The following is a 21,352-nucleotide window of genomic DNA, read 5'->3' on the forward strand; positions in this document are numbered from 1 at the left end:
GATCGATTAATCGGTTCGTTCGGTTCGTTCGATGCGAAAGCGTGACGATGAAACGCGATGCCGGCGCGCGTCACGTGACGCGCAACGCGCCGGCATCGAGCGCGGCGATGCGCGCGCGCCACGCATCGGCACAGCGGCCAAGCCGCGCGAGGCAAGTGTCGAAGCCGCTGCGCGGGCCGCCGTGCGGATCGGCGATATCGGGCGGGCCGCCGTCGAATAGCGCGAAGCGAAACGTGCGGCCACGTGCATACGGATGGCGTGATTCGACGAAGCGCTGCTGCTGCGCGTCCATCACCAGGATCAGATCCGCGCGCATGCATTGCAGCGAGCCGAGCTGCGTGGCGCGGTGCGCGGACAGATCGAGCCCGAGCACGCGCGCGGCCTCGCGCATCTGCGGGTCGGCGCCCGCGCCGGCCAACGCGCGCACGCCCGCCGACGCGACGTCCACGTCCGGCAGCGCGCGTGCAAGCAGCGCGGCCGCGGCCGGGCTGCGGCAAATGTTCGCGTGACAGACGACGAGTACGGCCGCGATCATCGTCAGCCTCCCGATGCGCGCTGGATGTTGTACGCGGCCGCCGTGCCGCCGACGAGTTGCGAGATCACGCGGTTCCAGCGCACCACGCCGGCCGCGTCGACGAACACCACATCGTCGGGCTCAAGCTCGACGCGTTGCGCCAGCGCCATCGCTTGCGGCGAGCGCCCGTCGAAATGGAATACCTGGGCCTGCGCGCTCGGCTGCTCCGCGCCGGCATGGCCGCGAGCCGCGTCGGCGCTTGCTCGTGCGGCCACGGTCGAACGAGCCGGACGAACCAGATAGATGCGCGACGGATCGCTCGTCACCTGATTGATCTGCGCCGCGCCGAGCGCCTGCGACAGCGTGAGCCGCCCGTCCGAGCGCAACGGCAGCGGCCCTGGCTTGAGCACCTCGCCCATCACGAACACGCTGTAATCGCGCGCGGGCGGCACACGCAGTTCATCGCCGTCCTGCAGCACGATGCGCGTCGCATCGAGTCCGCTTTCGGTCAGGCGCGGCAAGTCGATCCGGTAGCGACGGCCGCCGCGCATGAGCGCCATATGGCTCGCGTCGCCGCTGTCGAGCACCCCCGATGCCTCGTTGAGCGCGTTCGCGAGCGTCATCGGCACGTCGGTGATCGGTTTCACGCCCGGCGAGCGGACTTCGCCGCTGACGTACACCTTCTTGCTGCGAAAGCCGACCACGCGTAGGGAAACCTGCGCATCGCGGATATACGGCTGTAGCGCGCGCGCCAATTGCTGCTGCGCGTGCGCTTCGCTCAGACCCGCGACCTCGAGCCGCTTCACATAGGGGAACTGAATGTAGCCGTCGGCACTGACCAGGTAGCCCGGCACGCTCTGGCCCGTCATCCCCGCGCTCGGCGGCTGCGCACCGGCCGTCGAGCCGACGTCGTAGGTCAAATTCGGCATCACGAGTTCCGGATGGTCCCAGACGATGATCGACAGCACGTCGGCCGGACCGATCCGGTATGCATGGCGCGCACTGGCGCGGGCCAGTGCGGCGACGTCGGCGGCATCGTCATGATCGGCTCGCTCGGCGGCATCGGCACGCTTGGCGATCGCGCCGTCGGCGCGAGGCTTGCGCGCATCGTTGAGCGCATCGATCTGCCGGCTGTCCAGCTCGATCACCGGCACATCGGCCGCGGCGAGCGGCGCGCGCTCGACAAAACTCATGCCCGGCGCAAGCACGCCGCAGCCGGCAAGAAGGAACGCAAGCGACAGCATGCACAACACGAATCGCCCGCGCGGGCGGGCAAGGACGAAAGACTGCATGGGCTCTTTTCAATCGGAGTCGACGAATATCCGCGCGGCCGGCAAACCGCACGGGGCATCAGATACCGCAGGGCCGATCCGTGCGGATCGGCGCGCAACGGCCAATGGTCCGGCCGGCGCGCTCAATAGGCCGCCGGGCCGGTAAATCCTCGCAACAGCGTGAGAAACACGATCTTCAGGTCGAACCAGAAATTCCAATGGCGGATGTAGTACAGATCGAACTCGACGCGCCGCTCCATCTTGTCGACCCGGTCCGTCTCGCCGCGAAAACCGTTCACCTGCGCCCAGCCGGTAATGCCGGGCTTGATCCGGTAGCGATACATGTAGTTGCGCACCAGGTTCTTGTAGAGCTCGTCGTGCTCGGTCGCATGCGGCCTCGGGCCGACCACCGACATCTCGCCCTTGAGCACGTTGATGAACTGCGGCAGCTCGTCGAGGCTCGTGCGCCGCAGAAACGCGCCGATTTTCGTGATCCGCGGATCGCCCTTCGTCGCCTGCGTGACGCGGCCCGGCTCGTCCGCGTGCAGCCGCATCGAGCGGAACTTGTAGATACGGAAATCCCGGCCGTCGACGCCCATGCGACGCTGCCGGAAAAACACCGGGCCCGGCGACGACAGCTTCACCGCGCACGCGATCGCCGCGAGCAGCGGCGCGCACGCGATGAGCACGGCGAGCGCGAACAGCCGGTCGAACACTGCCTTGGGCAGCCGCTGCCAGTCGCGCAGCGGCGACGTGACGACGTTGATCACCGGCAGCCCGAGCAGCTCGGTCACGCCGCCGTTGGCAAACGGCAGGCGATCGAGTTCGGGAATGAAGCGGATATCGATGAAGTCGTTGCGCAGCGCATCGACGAACGGCTCGATCAACGGCGTCTCGCCCGGCTGCGCGACGATCCACAGTTCGCGCACGCGCTGGCGGCGCAGCGCATCGAGAAACGGTTCGAGCCGCCCGACTACCGGCACGCCGAACACCTCGGTACGCTCGACGCATTGCGCATCGAACACGATCACCGGGCGAAAACCCGGCTGCGCGCCCAGCGCGATGCGCTTCACGATGCGCCGCCCTTCGGCGCGGCCGGCAGCGATCGCGATCGGCTTGCCATGGCGCCCGGACGCGCGCACGCTCGGCACGCGGCGCACCGCGATGCGGGCCGCCACGAGCGCGAGCGCGGCGAGCACCGACCAGCCGGCGAACCACTGCCGCGGCACCGCCGATGCGCCGCCGAGCGCGACGACCACCGCGAACGTCAACGTCTGCGCGAGCGTCCACGCGGCCAGCACGCGGACGACGAGCGCCGCGAGCGGCTGCTCGCGCCAAGCGCGATAAACCGAAAACCACGGAAACACGGCGAGCACGAGCGCGGCGTCGAGGCAGACGGCCGCAAACCGCATGTCGCCCGCAGCAGCGAACGCATCGTTGCCGGACGGCGCGCCGAGCGCCGCCGTGACGACGAGCAACACGTCGATCAACTGAAAGAGCGAGGGCATCATCGCGCCCTCCCGTCAGTCGTCGCGACAAACCGCGCGGCAACAGCCGCCCCTGCCCCACTGGCACTGATGATGTCAAACATCGAATCCTCGCTTACGAAAGTGGCGAATGTCGTGGCGTTGGGGAGTGATCAGCCCGCTGTCAGCCAGCGGGCGGCTGCCCGGTATTCGGTCGGCGACATCGACAGGCGCCGCCGGAACACCTTGGCAAGGCGCTCGCCGTTGCCGAGGCCCGCGCGGCGCGCGATCTTGTCGACCGGCAGATCCGACTCGGTCAGCAACGAGCAAGCCCGTTCGATGCGGGCTTGCAGCAGGTATTCAGACGGCGTCACGCCCATTTCGAGCTTGAAACGCCGCAGGAAATTGCGCTCGCTCATCGCGATGTCCTGCGCGACATCGGCGATCGAGATGGTCTGGTCGCACTGCTCGGCGAGCCGCTGCGCGACCTCACGGATCAACTCGCCGGCGCGCTTGATCGCGCGGTCGTGCACGTCGGCGCGCGGCTCGGCCGGCTCGTCGGGCTCGGGGCCGCGCGCAAGCGGCCGCAACGCCTCGGAGGAAAAACCGAACGCGCCGGACGCGAGGCTCGCCGACGACAAGCGCCGCAACGGCAAACTGGCGAGCGCGGGCTGCGCGCGCGGCGGCAGCATGCACGCATCCCGCTCGGCTGCGGCGATAATCTCGCCGCCATCGCGGCGCATCGAGTACACCTGCACTTCACCGCTGCGCGCCGCATCGTGCAGCCATAGATGCAGCGCATCGTCGAGCGTCGCGGCCGGCGCGCCCGCGCCACCCACGACCAGCACCATGTGAAATTCACCGCCGCTATGCAAACCGATGCTTTCGGTCCAGATCTGCACGCCCGACATCGACGTCACGCAGCCGCCGGCACTCGACAGCATCGTGAGCGCATAGCGCTCGACACTTCCGACAAAAGCGGTCCGCCGCCGATTCTCGCAATCGAGCCATTCCGTTATGCCGCTGACTTCAGTCAGCGAAAACTGATCGAACAGCACGATCCCGATTTGCCGGACGGCCGGCCCTGCGCCGACAGGGCGGCATGGGCGGCGTTGCTGATGACGGCGCATATCGTTCAGGCGACTCATGTCGAAAGTCCAATAACCAAGGTTTTCAACTCAAATCAGAGTTTAGTCGCGCACATTATCTCGATTAAACAAAATGAAATGTAAGGACAATTGTAAGAATGTCTGAATTCACCATGAGATTGGCGGATTTAACCAAAACCGAACGCTTATTATTCATCTCACCAGTCCAATCAATATATTGATCGAATGAATAAGATAAGCTATCGGTTTATCGATTATTCAGCCATGCACTTGCTTGACCAAGTCGACTTCAGTTTGAATGCATCAGCCGTTATTTCACTTATTTATCATGTACTTTTACGGGATGCGCATCCGAATGCCAATGACCATTTGGCGTGAACGATTCGCGGCGCTCGCGGACCGGTTGCCTGCATGCGTTCGCGGGCAGCGCATCACCGCGGGCGATCTGGTCCGCCTGCGCTCCGGCGGCATAGCGATGACGGCGATCTGGGCCGGGCGCGTCGCCTTTGCGCCCGGGCGCTGGGTTTGCGCTCAGTGGTTCGACGCAAACGGCGAATTGAAGCAGGAGTTTTTCCCGCAGCGCGCCCTTCGGCGTGCGGCGCGCCGGGACGATACCTAAGCGACCGGCAATGCACGCCGCTCAGGCTTCCTGAATAGCCGAATTTCGATCATCCCATGATCAATGCCATTCGAATTGATTGAATGGCACGCCAGCATCGGCATTCGTCATTTCTGAAATCACAATCCACCCGCTCATCCGCTAAATGCACCATTACCGACACATGGACGAACTGCGATCTGATATTTCAGACGACTGCCGGAACGGCGGATATATCAAATGAAGATCGAAGGAGCGTCGAGATTGTAACAATTAGTTTCGAGTTTCAATCGGCAAACCGCATTCGGAAGACCGCATTGATCACGGCAGACTGGGATTCTCGTTACCGTGTATTTTCAGAAGTGCCGCGCAGCGGCAGCTATTACCCGAATACGGTTATTATTCGGCAATAAATACCTTCCGATATTGATCGGTATCACGAACTTTCGGCCCCAAAAAGAAGACGGCCGGATCACGTTCCGGCCGTCTTCGTCTCGCCGCCGAACGCGGGCGACGCCCCCGCATTCGATGCGGCCGGCGCACCGCCCGCCGGCGGCGCGCGATGTGCGTCTACGCGATTTCGAACAGCCCGGCGGCACCTTGCCCGCCGCCGATGCACATCGTCACGACGACGTATTTCGCGCCGCGCCGCTTGCCTTCGATCAGCGCGTGGCCCGTCATCCGCGCGCCCGAGACGCCATACGGATGGCCCACCGCAATCGCGCCGCCATTGACGTTGAGACGATCGTCTGGAATGCCGAGCGTGTCGCGGCAATACAGCACCTGCACCGCGAACGCCTCGTTCAGCTCCCACAGATCGATGTCGGACACCTTGAGGCCCGCTTGCTTCAACAGCTTGGGCACCGCGAACACCGGACCGATGCCCATCTCGTCGGGTTCGCAGCCCGCGACCGCGAAACCGCGGAAGATCCCGAGCGGCGCCAGCCCCTCGCGCTCGGCAACCTTCGCGTTCATCACGACGCACGCGGCCGCGCCGTCGGAGAACTGGCTCGCATTGCCCGCGGTGATCACGCCGCCCGGCAGCGCCGAGCGGATTTTCGATACGCCTTCGAGCGTCGTATCCGGCCGGATGCCCTCGTCGGCCGCGACCGTCAGCTCCTGGGTGGCCAGACGCCCCGTCGCCTTGTCGGCGACGCCCGCGCGCACCGTGATCGGCACGATCTCGGCGTCGAAGCGGCCCGCGTCGCGGGCAGCGCTCGCGCGCAACTGCGAATTCACGCCGTATTCGTCCTGACGCTCCTTCGCGATGTTGTAGCGCTTCGCGACGTTCTCGGCCGTCTGCAGCATCGTCCAGTAGATCTCCGGCTTATGCCCGACAAGCCAACCCTCCTGGATCATGTGCCGGTTCATCTCGTTCTGCACGCACGAGATCGATTCGACACCGCCCGCGACGAACACGTCGCCCTCGCCCGCAATCACCCGCTGCGCGGCCAGCGCAATCGTTTGCAATCCGGACGAACAAAAGCGGTTCACGGTCATGCCGGGCACGCTCACCGGCAGCCCCGCGCGCAGCGCGATTTGCCGCGCGATGTTCGCGCCGGTCGCGCCCTCGGGGTTGGCGCAGCCGATCAGCACGTCCTCGACGCGCGCGGGATCGAGCTTCGCGCGCGCCACCGCGGCCGCCACCACGTGGCCGCCGAGCGTCGCGCCATGCGTCATGTTGAATGCGCCGCGCCAGGATTTTGCAAGCCCGGTGCGGGCGGTCGATACGATAACGGCTTCAGTCATCCGAGTCTCCAGTGTCGGCGGCAGCCAGTGCTTCAGCGCTTGGGTCCGCCCCATGCCGTGGCAGGCGACAACTCGCACCCGCCCGGCTTCCATTAAAAAAGTCTAAACCTGTGCCACCGGTTCCACGTCGCCGCGCTACGGCCGCACGTCGCCCGAGCGCACCCGCGCGACGCCCGCCGACGCCAACGACGCCCAAGCGCGATCGAGCGAGCCGTCGAGATCGATCGCACGGCACGCGTCTTCGATGACGAATGCATCGAAGCCGGCCGCGCGTGCATCGAGTGCGGACCAGGCGACGCAATAATCGGTCGCGAGCCCGCAACACCAGACCCGCTTCGCGCCCAGCTCGCGCAAGAAGCCTGCCAGCCCCGTGCGCGAGTGGCGATCCGCCTCGACGAACGCCGAGTAGCTGTCCACGCGCGCGTCGCCGCCCTTGCGGATCACGAGCCGCGCATGCGGCACGTCCAGATCGCGATGCAGGGCCGCCCCTTCGGTGCCCTGCACGCAGTGCACGGGCCAAAGCGTCTGCTCGCCATACGGCAGCGCGATCGTCGAAAACGGCGCCCGGCCCGGATGGTGCTGCGCGAACGACACATGGTCGCGCGGGTGCCAATCCTGCGTCAGCACGACCTGCTCGAAGCGCGCGGCGAGCCGGTTGATCACCGGCACGATTTCATCGCCGTGCGCAACCGCGAGCGGGCCGCCCGGCATGAAATCGTTCTGCACGTCGATCACGAGCAGTACATCGTCGGTGGGTTGCATCGTGGTGCTCCTTCGCGGCGCGGCGCCGGCCGGCGCCGCCGCGTGGCGTCATGCGTTGAAGCCGCGCCCGCTCTCGGCGAGTTCGACGATCGACGGCGCGATCTGCCACGCGCTGCCGTTCGGCCCTTGCGCATAACGGCGTATCGCGCGCTCGACGTTGTAGAGGCCGACCGTGTCGGCGTACAGCATCGGGCCGCCGCGCCACAGCGGAAAGCCGTAGCCGGTCAGATAGACCATATCGATATCGGAGGCCTTCGACGCGATCTTCTCCTCGAGAATCTTCGCCCCTTCGTTGACAAGCGCGTAGACGAGCCGCTCGACGATCTCGTCGTCGCCGATCCGGCGGCGCGCGACGCCCTGCTCGGCCGAGAACGCGACGATCATGTCGTCGACGAGCTTCGACGGCTTGGCCTTGCGCTCGCCCGGCGCGTAGTCGTACCAGCCCGCGCCCGTCTTCTGGCCGAAGCGGCCCTGCTCGCAAAGGCGGTCGGCGATTTTCGAGTAATGCAGATCCGGCTGCTCGACGTAGCGGCGTTTGCGGATCGCCCAGCCGATGTCGTTGCCGGCCAGATCGCTCATCCGGAACGGCCCCATCGCGAAGCCGAACTGCTCGATCGCGCGATCGATCTGCGCGGGCAGCGCGCCTTCCTCGAGCATGAAAAGCGCCTGGCGCACGTATTGCTCGATCATCCGGTTGCCGATGAAGCCATCGCACACGCCCGCGACCACCGCCGTCTTGCGGATCTTCTTCGCGACCTGCATCACCGTGGCGAGCACGTCGTGCGCGCTCGCGCTGCCGCGCACGACTTCGAGCAGCTTCATCACATTGGCCGGGCTGAAAAAATGCAGCCCGACGACGTCCTGCGGCCGCTTCGTGAAGCCGGCGATCTTGTTGACGTCGAGCGTCGACGTGTTCGACGCGAGAATCGCCCCCGGCTTCGCGACTTCGTCGAGCTTACGGAATACCTGCTCCTTCACGCCGAGTTCCTCGAACACCGCTTCGATCACGAGGTCGGCTTCCTTTAGATCGTCATACGACAGCGTCGGCTTGACGAGCGCCATGCGCGCTTCGAGCTTGTCCTGCGTGAGCTTGCCTTTCTTTACCTGCGCGTCGTAATTCCTGCGGATCGTCGCAAGCCCGCGATCGAGCGCTTCCTGCGTCGTTTCGAGCAGCGTGACGGGCACGCCCGCGTTCAGGAAATTCATCGTGATTCCGCCGCCCATCGTGCCCGCGCCGATCACCGCGACCGTCTTGATCTCGCGCGTCGGCGTATCGGCCGGCACGTCGGGAATCTTGCTCGCCGCGCGCTCGCCGAAGAAAGCGTGCCGCAGCGCGCGGCTCTCGGGCGTCTGCACCAGTGCGATGAAGCATTCGCGCTCGAATGCGAGCCCCTTGTCGAAGCCGTGCAGCACGCCCGCCTCGATCGCGTCGATGCATTTGTGCGGCGCCGGGTAGTGCTGCGCGAGCGCCTTCACGCTGTTGCGCGCGAACTGGATGAAGCCTGCCGCGTTCTCATGCACGATCGCGCGATCGCGCACGCGCGGATGCGGGCCGCTTGCCGCGCCCACCTTGCGCGCGAATGCGAGCGCCGCGTCGAGCAAATCGCCGTCGGCAAGCTCGTCGAAAAGGCCGCTTTTCGCCAGCTGCTCGGACAGCACGCTCGCGCCCGACACGATCATGTTGAGCGCGGTTTCGAGCCCCACCGCGCGCGGCAGCCGCTGCGTGCCGCCCGCGCCCGGCAGCAGCCCGAGCTTCACCTCCGGCAGCGCGATCTGCGCGCCGCTCGACGCGATCCGGTAATGCGCGCCGAGCGCGAGTTCCAGGCCGCCGCCCATCGCGACGCCGTGAATCGCGACGACGACCGGCTTCGTGCTCGATTCCACCGCGTCGATCACGGTATGCAGCGTCGGTTCCTGCAGCGCCTTCGGCGTGTTGAATTCGGTGATGTCCGCGCCGCCGGAGAACGCGCGGCCCGCGCCCGTGAGCACGATCGCCGTCACCGACGGGTCGCGCTGCGCGCGCTCGAGCCCCTCGACGATGCCCAGCCGCGTCGCCAGCCCCAGCCCGTTGACGGGCGGATGGTTGAGCGTGATGACGGCGACGCCGTCACGAGTCGTGTAGTCCACTGCCATCTGCGTGCCTCCAAGGGTATTTATCTGCGCGGCGGGCGCGGTGTCGGCCCGTTGTCCGCCGGCGGCCGGACGGCCGCGTCATCGATGCAAGCGGCGCAACCGGTGCGCCGTTTTCCCGGTTACGGGAATGCGCAAGCAGCATACATCAAAAAAGAACGATCGTTCAATTTAGTACGGACCCTGCCGCTCCGGCCTGAAACCACAGGCGATGCGCGCGCCGATGGCACATCGATCCGGAACAACGTGCAGCGCGCGCGGCCGCGTTGCCGCGGGTTTCACGCGACCGTCCGGCGCGGTCGTGGACTGGATTGTCGGCACGATCCGCGCTGTCCGGGCTGGCTGAATCGCCAGAATCACCGGTGCGGTCGCTCACGCGTCGCGCGCCGTCGGCAAAACGTAATCGCGGAACTGCTCGCGCAGCTTGAGCTTCTGCAGCTTGCCGGTGGCCGTATGCGGCAGCGCGGCGACGAAGGCGACGTCATCGGGAATCCACCATTTCGCAACCTTATCCCGATAAAACGCGAGCAATTCGTCACGCGTGACGTCCATCCCCTCGCGTTTGACGGCGACCAGGAGCGGCCGCTCAGTCCATTTCGGATGCGCGCACGCGATGCACGCGGCCTCGGCGATGGCCGGATGCGCGATCGCGACGTTTTCGATCTCGATCGAGCTGATCCATTCGCCGCCCGACTTGATCACGTCCTTACTGCGATCGGTGATCTGCATGAAGCCGTCGGCGTCGATCGTCGCGACATCGCCCGTCGGAAACCAGCCGTCGACGAGCGGCGACGCATCGCCGCCGAAATAGCGGTCGATCACCCACGGGCCGCGCACCTGCAGGTTGCCGAATGCCACGCCGTCCCACGGCAATTCGCGGCCGTCGTCGCCGACGATGCGCATATCGACCCCGAAAATCGCCCGTCCCTGCTTGGCCAGCAGCCGCCGCTGCTCGTCGGCGTCGCGTCGGGACTGCGCCCAGTTCAGCGCCGCGAGCGTGCCGAGCGGCGACATCTCGGTCATGCCCCACGCATGGATCACCCGCACGCCGTAGTCGTCCTCGAACGCGCGCTGCATCGCCGGCGGGCACGCGGAGCCGCCGATCACCGTGCGCCTGAGCGTCGAGAACCGCGCGTTCGCTTCGCGCACGTGATTGAGCAAGCCCAGCCAGACCGTCGGCACGCCCGCGGAGAATGTCACGCGCTCGGCCTCCATCAGTTCGTACAGCGACTTGCCGTCGAGATCCTTGCCCGGCAGCACCAGCTTCGCGCCGACGAGCGGTGCCGAATACGGCAGGCCCCACGCGTTCACATGGAACATCGGCACGACGGGCAGCACCGCGTCTTGCGCGGACATCGCCATCGAATCCGGCAACGCCGCGCCATACGCATGCAGCACGGTCGAACGATGCGAATAAAGCGCGCCCTTCGGATGGCCCGTGGTGCCGGACGTATAGCAAAGCGACGACGCCTGCCGCTCGTCGAGCAGCGGCCACGCGTAATCGCCGTCCTCGGCGCCGATGAGCGTTTCGTAGCAGAGATAATGCGTCGCGCCGCGCGGCAGATGCGCTTCGTCGGTCAACGCGATCCAGCCCTTCACGCGCGGGCAGTGCGGCGCGAGCTGATCGACGAGCGGCGCCAAATTCAGGTCGAACAGCACGTACTGGTCGTCGGCGTGATCAATGATGTACGCGATCTGCTCGACGAACAGGCGCGGATTGATCATGTGGCAGACCGCGCCCATCCCGCTGATGCCGTAGTACGCCTCGACGTGCCGATAGCCGTTCCACGCAAGCGTGCCGACCCGCTCGCCGCCGCCCACGCCGAGCCGGCCGAGCGCCTGTGCCAGCCTCTTCGCGCGCGCCTCGCAGGCGCGGTACGTATAGCGATGGATATCGCCCTCGATGCGCCGCGACACGATCTCGACGTCGCCCGCATGCCGCGCCGCGTGGGCGATCAGCGACGATATCAGCAGCGGCATATCCATCATCCGGCCCGGCAGCGGCGTACTCATCGGGTTGCGTCTCCTGTCGCAGCAAGGGATCGGCGCGCGCGGCAGGCCGCGGCTCAGCCGGCCGCGCACGGGCGGCCAGCGGCCCCGGCGGCGCCGACTTACAATATCGGCTAACTTCCGGATCAGCAATATGTCGTTTTCCACCAGCGAGGCCGCACCGGCCGCCCGCCTGCCCGATCTCGCCGCAACGCTCGCCGCCCCGCGCGACGGCGCGTTCGTCGCGCTCGGCGCCGAATTCCTCACGCGGCTGCCCGCCACGCCACTGCCCGCGCCTTATGTCGTCGGCTTTTCCGACGATACCGCGCGCCTCGTCGGGCTCGATCCCGCGCTCGCCGGCGCGCCCGGCTTCGCCGAGCTGTTCTGCGGCAACCCGACGCGCGACTGGCCCGCCGCGTCGCATCCTTACGCGTCCGTCTACTCGGGCCACCAGTTCGGCGTCTGGGCCGGCCAGCTCGGCGACGGGCGCGCGCTTACCATCGGCGAGCTCGCGCACGACGGGCGCCGCTACGAACTGCAACTGAAAGGCGCGGGCCGCACGCCGTATTCGCGCATGGGCGACGGCCGCGCGGTGCTGCGCTCGTCGATCCGCGAATTCCTGTGCTCCGAGGCGATGCATCACCTCGGCATTCCGACAACGCGCGCCCTCGCCGTAGTCGGTTCCGACGCGCCGGTGGTCCGTGAGGAGATCGAAACGGCGGCGGTCGTCACACGCGTAGCGGAAAGCTTCGTGCGCTTCGGCCACTTCGAGCACTTTTTCGCGAACGATCGCCCCGATTTGCTGCGCGCACTCGCCGATCACGTGATCGAGCGCTTCTACCCCGCGTGCCGCGACGCGCAGGATCCTTATCTCGCGCTGCTTGCCGAAGCGACGCGGCGCACGGCCGAGCTGGTCGCGCAATGGCAGGCCGTCGGCTTCTGCCACGGCGTGATGAATACCGACAATCTGTCGATCCTGGGCCTGACGATCGACTACGGCCCGTTCGGCTTCATCGACGGGTTCGACGCGAAGCACGTCTGCAATCATTCCGACACGCACGGCCGCTACGCGTACCGGATGCAGCCGCGCATTGCGCACTGGAACTGCTTTTGCCTCGCGCAGGCGCTGCTGCCGCTCATCGGCCTGCATCGCGACGCGCCGAACGACGACGTGCGCGCCGAGCGCGCGGCCGACGACGCGCACGCGGTGCTCAACCGCTTCCCCGAACAATTCGGCCCGGCGCTGGAGCGCGCGATGCGCGCGAAGCTCGGCCTCGAGCACGCCCACGACGACGATGCCGCGCTCGCCAACCAATTGCTCGAAATCATGGACGCGAACCGTGCCGACTTCACGCTGACGTTCCGCCGCCTCGCGCAGCTCTCGAAGCACGAGCCGCGCGCGACACACGGCGAGCACCCCGACGCGCCGGTACGCGACCTGTTCGTCGAGCGCGACGCCTTTGACCGCTGGGCGCGCGTCTACCGCGCGCGCCTGGCCCTCGAGCCGCGCGACGACGCCGCGCGGGCGGCCGCGATGAACCGCGCGAATCCGAAATACGTGCTGCGCAACCATCTCGCGGAAACCGCGATCCGCCGCGCCAAGGAGAAGGATTTTTCCGAAGTCGAACGTCTCGCGGCCATACTGCGCCGCCCGTTCGACGAGCAGCCGGAACACGACGCCTATGCCGCGCTGCCGCCCGACTGGGCGAATACGCTATCGGTGAGCTGCTCGTCGTGACGGCCGCCGCCCGCCGGGCCGCGCGCGATGCCGCGCGCGGGTCCGCATGCATCCATCAGGAGAATCGACCCCATGTCAGGAGATCAAGACGATCGGCCCTTCCCGTACCAAAAGGACGACGCCGAGCTGCGCCGCCGGCTCACGCCGCTGCAATACGAGGTCACGCAGCATGCGGCGACCGAGCGCGCGTTCACCGGCGAATACACCGACACCGAAGACGACGGAATCTACCGCTGCGTCGTATGCGGCACCGCGCTGTTCGAGTCGGGCGCGAAATACCACTCGGGCTGCGGCTGGCCGAGCTACTTCAAGCCGATCAACGGCGAGGTGATCGACGAGAAGATGGATTACACGCACGGGATGGTGCGTGTCGAAGTGCGCTGCAACCATTGCGGCGCGCATCTTGGCCACGTGTTCGAGGACGGCCCGCGCGACAAAACCGGCCTACGGTACTGCATCAACTCGGCTGCGTTAAACTTCGAGCCTAAACCCGGGCGGAAATGAATCCGCGCGGGCGTCCCTGTAACGGTGGCGGGCGCCGCGCGCCCGCCACGCAGCCGCGAGCGCCATGAAATTTCTGTTCGACCTGTTCCCGATCATCCTGTTCTTCGCCGCCTTCAAGCTATGGGGCATCTTCACGGCAACCGCCGTCGCGATCGTCGCCACGCTCGCGCAAGTGGCATGGGTCGCGTTCCGCCACCGGAAAGTCGACACGATGCTGTGGGTGAGCCTCGGCGTGATCGTCGTGTTCGGCGGCGCGACGCTCGTGCTGCATGACGAGAAATTCATCCAATGGAAGCCGACCGTGCTGTACTGGCTGTTCGCCGTCGGCCTCGTCGTCGCGCGCTATGCGTTCGGCAACAATCTGATCGAGAAGATGATGGGCAAGCAGCTCACGCTGCCCTCGCCGGTCTGGGACAAGCTGAACCTCGCCTGGGCCGCGTTCTTCGCCGCGCTCGGCGTCACCAATTTGTACGTCGTGCACAACTTCACCGAATCGCAATGGGTCAACTTCAAGCTGTTCGGCACGACGGGCGCGATCGTCGTGTTCGTCATCGTGCAAAGCCTGTGGCTGGCCAAATATCTGAAGGACGAGTAACGATGAGCGACGCGTTCCTTCAAGCCGCCCCCGCCGAGCGCATCGCGCTGATCGAGGCGCGTCTCGCCGCGGCGCTCACGCCCGAATCGATCGACGTGCGCGACGACAGCGCGCAGCACGCCGGCCACGCAGGCGCCGCCGCGGGCGGACACTACACGGTGACGATCGTCGCGGCCGCGTTCGAGGGCCGGTCGCGCGTCGCCCGGCACCGGCTGGTGTATGATGCGCTCGCCGACGCGATGCAGCGCGGAATTCATGCGCTCGCGATCGTCGCTTACACGCCAGAAGAATATAGAGAGTCTTCCCGTTCCCGTTAAGTCCGTTCGTTCTTTAGGAATTCCCGATGATCCTGAAATCTTCCCGACTGTGGGTCGCGGCAGCCGCTCTCGCAGCCGCTCCGGCCTTTGCCCAGAACATCGCCGTCGTCAACGGCACGCCGATTCCGAAATCGCGCGCGGACGCGATGATCGCGCAGCTCGTCCACCAAGGCCAGCAGGATTCGCCGCAGCTCGAGCAGGCCGTGCGCCAGGAACTCATCAACCGCGAAATCCTGATGCAAGAGGCGATCAAGCGCGGCATTCCGAATCGCCCCGACGTGAAGGCGCAAGTCGCCGTCGCGCAGCAAACCACGGTGCTGCGCGCGATGATCGAGGATTTCCTCAAGCAGAACCAGCCGAGCGACGCCGAGCTGAAGGCGCGCTACGACGAACTCGTGAAGAGCGCGGCAGGCCATGAATATCACCTGCACCACATCCTCGTCGACAACGAACAGCAGGCGAAGGACCTGATCGCGAAGATCAAGGGCGGCGCGAGGTTCGAGGATCTCGCGAAGCAGTATTCGAAGGATCCGGGTTCGGCGAAGAACGGCGGCGATCTCGACTGGTCCGATCCGAAGGCTTACGTGCCGGAATTCGCCGCGGCCGCGCAGCAGTTGCAGAAAGGCCAGATGACGGATGCGCCGGTGAAGACGCAGTTCGGCTGGCACATCATCCGCGTCGACGATATCCGCAATATCGCACCGCCGCCGTTCGAACAGGTCAAGCCGCAGATCGCTCAGCAAATGGTGCAGCAGAAACTGCAGGCGTTCGAGGAAGGTTTGCGTCAGCAGGCGAAGATTCAGTAACGCGGCGACAGCTCGCCGCGGCAACACGCCGCATTAAAAAAAATGCCGCTCGAATCATCGAGCGGCATTTTTTTCGCCGGCATGCGTGGCCGGATTGTCCGCAACGGTATCGCGAACCTCGCGTCGCCGTACCGTTCCGATTGACTTCGCATCAACCGGCCCGGTTCGCTTCTTCCTATCCCCGCTCCGTTTCACCCGAGCCAGCGCCGCGCATTGCGGAACACGCGCAGCCACGGGCTCGCCTCGCCCCAGCCGTCCGGATGCCAGCTCATCTGCACGGTGCGCTGCACACGCTCCATGTGCGGCATCAGCACGGTGAACCGGCCGTCGGCCGTCGTCACCGACGTAATCCCGGCCGGCGAGCCGTTCGGATTGAACGGATAGCGCTCGGTCACCTCGCCGCGATGATCGACGTAGCGCATCGCCACCGCGACGCGGCTCGCGTCGCCCTGTTGCGAGAAGTCCGCATAGCCTTCGCCGTGCGCGACCGCGACCGGAATCCGCGAGCCTTCCATTCCGGCGAAGAAGATCGACGGCGAGCGCTGCACCTCGACGAGCGAGAAACGCGACTCGAACTGCTCCGATTTGTTGCGCGTGAACTTCGGCCATGCGTCGGCGCCCGGAATCATCGACGCCAGGCTCGACAGCATCTGACAACCGTTGCAGATGCCGAGCGCGAACGTGTCCGGGCGCGCGAAGAACGCGGAAAACATCTCGGCGAGCTGGTCGTTGAAGCGGATCGTTTTCGCCCAGCCTTCGCCCGCGCCGAGCACGTCGCCATACGAAAAGCCGCCGCATGCGACCGCGCCCGCGAAATCGGCGAGCGTCGCGCGGCCCGCGAGCAAATCGCTCATATGAACGTCGTATGCGTCGAAGCCCGCGCGATCGAACGCATACGCGGTTTCGAGATGCGAGTTCACGCCCTGCTCACGCAGAATCGCGACGCGCGGCCGCGCACCCTTCGCGATGAACGGCGCCGCGATGTCGTCGGCGGGATCGAACGTCAGCACCGGCGACAGGCCCGGGTCCTGCGCGTCGAGAATCGCGTCGTATTCGGCGTCCGCGCACGCCGGATTGTCGCGCAGCCGCGCGATCCGCCAGCTTACCTCGCTCCACGCGCGCTGCAGCTCGACGCGCGGCGCCTCGTAGATCTTCTTTGCGTCCCGGTACACCTCGATCGCGTCATGCTCGTTGACCGTGCCGATCACGTGCGAGCACGCGGCAAGCCCATGCTCGCGCAGCATGCCGAGCACCGTGTCGCGCTCGGCCGCGCGCACCTGAACCACCGCGCCAAGTTCCTCGCAGAAGAGCGCGCGGATCGTGCGGTCGTCGCGGCGGCCGCTGGTCTGCTTGGCCCAATCCTTCGCGTCGCCGTAGTCGGATTCGTGCTGTGCGTCGAGCGTGAGCATGTCGACGTTCAGCGACACGCCCACGTGCCCGGCGAACGCCATCTCGCAGACGGTCGCCCACAGGCCGCCGTCCGAGCGGTCGTGATACGCGAGCAGCAGGCCTTGCGCGTTCAGCGCCTGGATTGCCGCGAAAAAGCGCTTCAGGTCTTGCGGATCGTCGACGTCGGGCGTCTCGTCGCCGACTTGCTGCGTGACCTGCGCGAGTATGCTGCCGCCGAGGCGGTTCTTGCCGCGGCCGAGATCGATCGCGATCAGCACGCTCGCGCCGGCGTCGGCAACGCGGCGCAATTGCGGCGTCAGATGGCGGCGCACGTCGTCGACGGGCGCGAACGCCGAGATGATCAGCGACACCGGCGCGACGACTTCCTTCGCGACACCGTTGTCGTCCCACTTCGTCTTCATCGACAGCGAATCCTTGCCGACCGGAATGCCGATGCCGAGCGCCGGGCACAGCTCCATGCCGATCGCCTTCACGGTATCGAACAGCTTCGCGTCCTCGCCGTCGGTGCCGCACGAGGCCATCCAGTTCGCGGACAATTTCAGCGTGTCGAGCGATGCGATCGGCGCGGCCGCGATGTTGGTGATCGCCTCGCCGATCGCCATGCGGCCCGACGCGCTCGCGTCGATCACCGCGAGCGGCGTGCGCTCGGCCATCGTCATCGCCTCGCCGGCAAAGCCCGCGTAATCGAGCGCGGTGATCGCGCAATCGGCCACCGGCACCTGCCACGGGCCGACCATCTGGTCACGCACCGACGTGCCGCCGACCGTGCGGTCGCCGATCGTGATCAGAAACGACTTGCTCGCCACCGTCGGATGCCTGAGCACGTCGACGCCGACGTCGGCAAGCGCCAGGCCCGTCACGTCGACCGGCGCGTGCGCGCTGTCGACGCGCGTCACGTCGCGGTGCATCCGCGGCGGCTTGCCGAGCAGCACGTCCATCGGCATGTCGACCGGATACGCTTGCTCGCCCGCCGCCTGCGCATCGACGAGTTGCAGTTGCCGCGCATCGGTCGCCACGCCGACGACCGCGAACGGGCAGCGCTCGCGCGCGCAGATCGCCTCGAAGCGCGGCAGATCGGCGGGCGCGATGGCAAGCACGTAGCGCTCCTGCGCTTCGTTCGACCAGATCTCGCGCGGCGACAGCCCGCTTTCCTCGAGCGGCACGCGGCGCAGCTCGAAGCGCGCGCCCTTGTCCGCGCCATCGACGAGTTCGGGGAACGCGTTCGACAAGCCGCCCGCGCCGACGTCGTGGATGCTGAGAATCGGGTTCGCGTCGCCGAGTTGCCAGCAGCCGTTGATCACTTCCTGCGCGCGCCGCTCGATCTCCGGGTTGCCGCGCTGGACGGAATCGAAATCGAGTTCGGCCGTATTCGCGCCGGTCGCCATCGAGCTGGCCGCGCCGCCGCCCATCCCGATCCGCATGCCGGGGCCGCCGATCTGGATCAGCAGCGAGCCGGCGGGCAGATCGTGCTTGTGCGTGTGCGCATCGGAAATGTTGCCGATGCCGCCCGCGATCATGATCGGCTTGTGATAGCCGCGCACCTGCCCGCCGACGTTCTGCTCGTAGACGCGGAAATAGCCGCCGAGGTTCGGCCGGCCGAATTCGTTGTTGAACGCCGCGCCGCCGAGCGGGCCGTCGATCATGATCGACAGCGGCGAGGCGATCCGGTCCGGGCGGCCGTAGGGCTCGGCGCTCGCGCCGGCGTCGCGTTGCGCGAGCGGCTGCGCGGCGTCGCGCGCGTTTTCCCATTTCTCGCGCGCGTCCGGCAAATCGAGGTTCGACACCGTGAAGCCCGTCAGGCCCGCCTTCGGCCGCGCGCCGCGGCCCGTCGCCCCCTCGTCGCGGATCTCGCCGCCCGCGCCCGTCGCCGCGCCCGCGAACGGCGAGATCGCGGTCGGGTGGTTGTGCGTCTCGACCTTCATCAGCGTATGCGTGAGTTCGGTATGGCGGCCGTAGCGCTCGGCCGTGCCCGCCGCATCCGCGCCGGCTGCGCCGCGCGGGAACCAGCGCTCGGCCGGCGCGCCCTGCATGATCGCCGAGTTGTCCGAATACGCGACGATCGTGCGCTGCCCATTGAGCTTCTCGGTATTACGGATCATCTGGAACAGCGACAGATCCTGCGGCTCGCCGTCGATCGTCCATTGCGCGTTGAAGATCTTGTGACGGCAGTGCTCGCTGTTCGCCTGCGCGAACATCATCAGTTCCACGTCGGTCGGGTTGCGCTCCAGCTTGACGAACGCGTCGACCAGGTAGTCGATCTCGTCGGCGGCGAGCGCGAGGCCCAGCTCGGCGTTCGCCGTCACGAGCGCGGCGCGGCCGTGCGCGAGCACGTCGACGGTCGTAAGCGGCTTGGCCGGCAGTTCGTCGAACAGGTGCCGCGCGTCGTCGCGCGACGCAACGACGCTCTCGGTCATCCGGTCATGCAACGCGGCCGCGACCGCGGCGCGCGCGTCGGCCGACAGCGCCTTCTTGCCGCCGACGCCGAGCAGCCCGCTTTTCAGCGTGAGCGTGAACTCGACGCCGCGCTCGATGCGCCGCACGCGTGCCAGGCCGCAGTGCTGCGCGATGTCGGTCGCCTTGCTCGCCCACGGCGACACCGTGCCCAGACGCGGCAGCACCACGAAGGTTTCGGCCGCGCCCTTGTCGGACGAGGGCTCGAACGGCTCGCCGTAGTGCATCAGCGCCTCGATGCGCGCGCTGTCGTCCGCGGTGAGCGGCTCGTGCGCGTTGACGAAGTGCAGATACTGGCCGCGCAGCGCGACGATGTCGCCGTCGATTTGCTTGAGCGCGTCGAGCAGGCGGGTTTGACGAAAATCGGAAAGCGCCGAAGCACCGGGAAAACACGAGAAGTGAGCCATGGGCTGGACTGGACGTCGTCGATGAGTCGCGCAAATTGGCGACGGGGGGCGTAAGGAAGGCCGTTATTATATACCCGCAGGCCGCACGCCGAACGGCCAGCGCGACGGCAATACGACGCGGCACGAGCAGCCGGCCGCCGGGCGCCGAGTCGGGCGCCATCCGCCGCCGGGCCATCCGTGCCACGCGAAAGCCACGCCGGCCAATTCGCTGCATTTGGCGCTATCATGCGCGCTTCGCCGGGCCGACGCGGCCCGCAACGTCATCGCAACCGGGCCGCATCGGCCACCTGTCATCGAATCGAGCATGGATGTCATTGTCATCGGCGGCGGCCTCGCCGGCATCGCCACCGCTTACCAGTTGCGCGCGGCCGGCCATCGCGTGTGCGTCGTCGAGCGTCACGCGACAGTCGCGCAAGGAGCGACCTACGGCCAGGGCGGCGCCCTGCTGCCTACGCCCCTGGACGTCTGGTTCGGTCCGACCTTCATGCGCGAGCGGCGCGCCTCGAAGAGCGGCGTCGTCTACAAGCCGGGCCTCAACGGCGCGCTGCGGCGCTTCGTCGGCCGCCTCGACGCGCTGCGCGAGCCCGACGCGTTTCGCGCGCAGTACGCGGCGCTGCGCCCGCTCGTCGAGCTTTCGCGAGAAGCGATCGCCGATATCGAAACGCGTTTTGCACTCGAATTCGAGCAGAAAAGCGGCGTGCTGCACCTGGTGCGCGAGCGCGCCGAATGGGACGACGTGCGCCCCGCGCTCGAGCTGATGCGCGATCTCGGCATGCCGTTCGAGACGCTCACGCCCGACGCGTGCACGGCGCTCGAGCCGTCGGTGCGCGCCGAATCCGCGTTCGCGGGCGGCGTGCTGTTCGCACACGAGCGCACCGCGAACTGTCCGCTGTTCGTGAAACTCGTCAAGCAGGTGCTCGACACCCACGACGTCCAGTTCCGGCTGGGCCGCGCGGCGGCGGCGATCCGCGTGGACGCGCAACGCGCGGCGGTCGAACTCGCGCCCGACCCCACCGATCCGCGCGCGGCGAAATCGAACCAGGTCGACGTGATCTCGGCCGACGCGCTCGTCATCGCGGCCGGCGTAGACAGCCTGGCGCTCGCGCAGCCGTTCGGCGTGCGCGCGCCGCTGCATCCGGTGCGCCTTCATACGCTGACCGCGCCGCTCGCATACGACGAGCACGCGCCGCATCTGGCGATCGTCGACACGGTCAGGCGGATCACGCTCACGCGCCTCGGTCAACGGCTCAAGATCGGCGGCGGCGCGGTGCTGCAAAGCGCGAAGGACATGGCGCGGCCGCTGCCCGAGCCGCTCGCCGAGGCGGCGCTCGCGCTGCTCGGCCAGACCGCGCACGACTGGCTGCCCGGCACCGCGAAAATTTCCGCCGCGCGCGCCTGGCAAGGCGCGAAGCTGCTGTCGCCGGACGGCCTGCCGGTGGTCGGGCCGACCGGCCATCCGCGCGTGTTCGTCAACTTCGGCCACGGCCCGGCCGGCTGGGGGCTTGCGCTCGGGTCTGCTAAAGTGGTGGCCGATGC

16 protein-coding genes are annotated in these 21,352 nt (G+C 67.1%); 7 read left to right on the plus strand and 9 right to left on the minus strand.

The features are described 5' to 3' along the window. Window positions 1–70: 70 nt before the first annotated feature. From BSIN_RS17210 to BSIN_RS17225, 4 genes are all read right to left on the minus strand, one after another. Window positions 71–535 (minus strand): arsenate reductase/protein-tyrosine-phosphatase family protein, encoded by a 465-nt coding sequence (locus BSIN_RS17210; RefSeq protein ID WP_089341404.1) that lies wholly within the window; start codon window positions 533–535, stop codon window positions 71–73. A gap of 2 nt (window positions 536–537) precedes the next feature. Then, the gene (locus BSIN_RS17215) at window positions 538–1,806 is read right to left on the minus strand and encodes a polysaccharide biosynthesis/export family protein (RefSeq protein ID WP_089341405.1); all 1,269 of its coding nucleotides are present in this window, start codon (window positions 1,804–1,806) and stop codon (window positions 538–540) included. A 122-nt stretch (window positions 1,807–1,928) separates the two neighbouring features. After that, window positions 1,929–3,296, minus strand: coding sequence for an undecaprenyl-phosphate glucose phosphotransferase (locus tag BSIN_RS17220; protein ID WP_089341406.1), 1,368 nt, complete (start codon window positions 3,294–3,296; stop codon window positions 1,929–1,931). Between the two features lie 128 nt (window positions 3,297–3,424). Then, window positions 3,425–4,381, minus strand: coding sequence for a helix-turn-helix domain-containing protein (locus BSIN_RS17225; RefSeq protein ID WP_089341420.1), 957 nt, complete (start codon window positions 4,379–4,381; stop codon window positions 3,425–3,427). A gap of 340 nt (window positions 4,382–4,721) precedes the next feature. Here BSIN_RS17225 and BSIN_RS17230 point away from each other — a divergent pair, with 340 nt between their 5' ends. Next, complete coding sequence (locus BSIN_RS17230; RefSeq protein ID WP_256583846.1) at window positions 4,722–4,979, plus strand: YodC family protein; 258 nt, start codon at window positions 4,722–4,724, stop codon at window positions 4,977–4,979. A gap of 549 nt (window positions 4,980–5,528) precedes the next feature. On the opposite strand, the gene BSIN_RS17235 is transcribed toward BSIN_RS17230, so the two are convergent. From BSIN_RS17235 to BSIN_RS17250, 4 genes are all read right to left on the minus strand, one after another. Beyond that, window positions 5,529–6,707, minus strand: coding sequence for an acetyl-CoA C-acyltransferase (locus tag BSIN_RS17235; protein ID WP_089341407.1), 1,179 nt, complete (start codon window positions 6,705–6,707; stop codon window positions 5,529–5,531). A gap of 135 nt (window positions 6,708–6,842) precedes the next feature. Further along, window positions 6,843–7,469 carry a bifunctional nicotinamidase/pyrazinamidase gene (gene pncA / locus BSIN_RS17240; protein ID WP_089341408.1) on the minus strand — a complete coding sequence of 209 codons (627 nt, stop codon included), beginning with the start codon at window positions 7,467–7,469 and terminating at the stop codon, window positions 6,843–6,845. Window positions 7,470–7,517: 48 nt separating this feature from the next. Next, window positions 7,518–9,602 carry a 3-hydroxyacyl-CoA dehydrogenase NAD-binding domain-containing protein gene (locus tag BSIN_RS17245; protein ID WP_089341409.1) on the minus strand — a complete coding sequence of 695 codons (2,085 nt, stop codon included), beginning with the start codon at window positions 9,600–9,602 and terminating at the stop codon, window positions 7,518–7,520. Window positions 9,603–9,971: 369 nt separating this feature from the next. Beyond that, a complete protein-coding gene (locus BSIN_RS17250) occupies window positions 9,972–11,612 on the minus strand; it encodes a 3-(methylthio)propionyl-CoA ligase (protein ID WP_089341410.1) in 1,641 nt (546 codons plus the stop codon). A gap of 130 nt (window positions 11,613–11,742) precedes the next feature. Here BSIN_RS17250 and BSIN_RS17255 point away from each other — a divergent pair, with 130 nt between their 5' ends. From BSIN_RS17255 to BSIN_RS17275, 5 genes are all read left to right on the plus strand, one after another. Beyond that, window positions 11,743–13,326, plus strand: coding sequence for a protein adenylyltransferase SelO (locus tag BSIN_RS17255; RefSeq protein ID WP_089341411.1), 1,584 nt, complete (start codon window positions 11,743–11,745; stop codon window positions 13,324–13,326). A 72-nt stretch (window positions 13,327–13,398) separates the two neighbouring features. Then, window positions 13,399–13,830 carry a peptide-methionine (R)-S-oxide reductase MsrB gene (gene msrB, locus BSIN_RS17260; RefSeq protein ID WP_059513351.1) on the plus strand — a complete coding sequence of 144 codons (432 nt, stop codon included), beginning with the start codon at window positions 13,399–13,401 and terminating at the stop codon, window positions 13,828–13,830. Between the two features lie 64 nt (window positions 13,831–13,894). Next, the gene (locus BSIN_RS17265) at window positions 13,895–14,425 is read left to right on the plus strand and encodes a septation protein A (protein WP_059513353.1); all 531 of its coding nucleotides are present in this window, start codon (window positions 13,895–13,897) and stop codon (window positions 14,423–14,425) included. Between the two features lie 2 nt (window positions 14,426–14,427). Beyond that, complete coding sequence (locus BSIN_RS17270) at window positions 14,428–14,742, plus strand: BolA family protein (RefSeq protein ID WP_089341412.1); 315 nt, start codon at window positions 14,428–14,430, stop codon at window positions 14,740–14,742. 26 nt (window positions 14,743–14,768) lie between these two features. Continuing rightward, complete coding sequence (locus BSIN_RS17275; RefSeq protein ID WP_089341413.1) at window positions 14,769–15,548, plus strand: peptidylprolyl isomerase; 780 nt, start codon at window positions 14,769–14,771, stop codon at window positions 15,546–15,548. 191 nt (window positions 15,549–15,739) lie between these two features. Here BSIN_RS17275 and purL read toward each other — a convergent pair whose 3' ends face one another. Next, entirely contained in the window at window positions 15,740–19,816 is a 4,077-nt protein-coding gene (gene purL / locus BSIN_RS17280; protein ID WP_089341414.1) for a phosphoribosylformylglycinamidine synthase, read from the minus strand. Window positions 19,817–20,120: 304 nt separating this feature from the next. On the opposite strand from purL, the gene BSIN_RS17290 reads away from it, so the two are divergent. After that, window positions 20,121–21,352 (plus strand): FAD-dependent oxidoreductase (locus BSIN_RS17290; RefSeq protein ID WP_089341416.1); only part of this gene is annotated, 1,232 nt, incomplete at its 3' end.

The sequence above is a fragment of the Burkholderia singularis genome, from assembly GCF_900176645.1.
In the GTDB taxonomy this organism is placed as follows: domain Bacteria; phylum Pseudomonadota; class Gammaproteobacteria; order Burkholderiales; family Burkholderiaceae; genus Burkholderia; species Burkholderia singularis.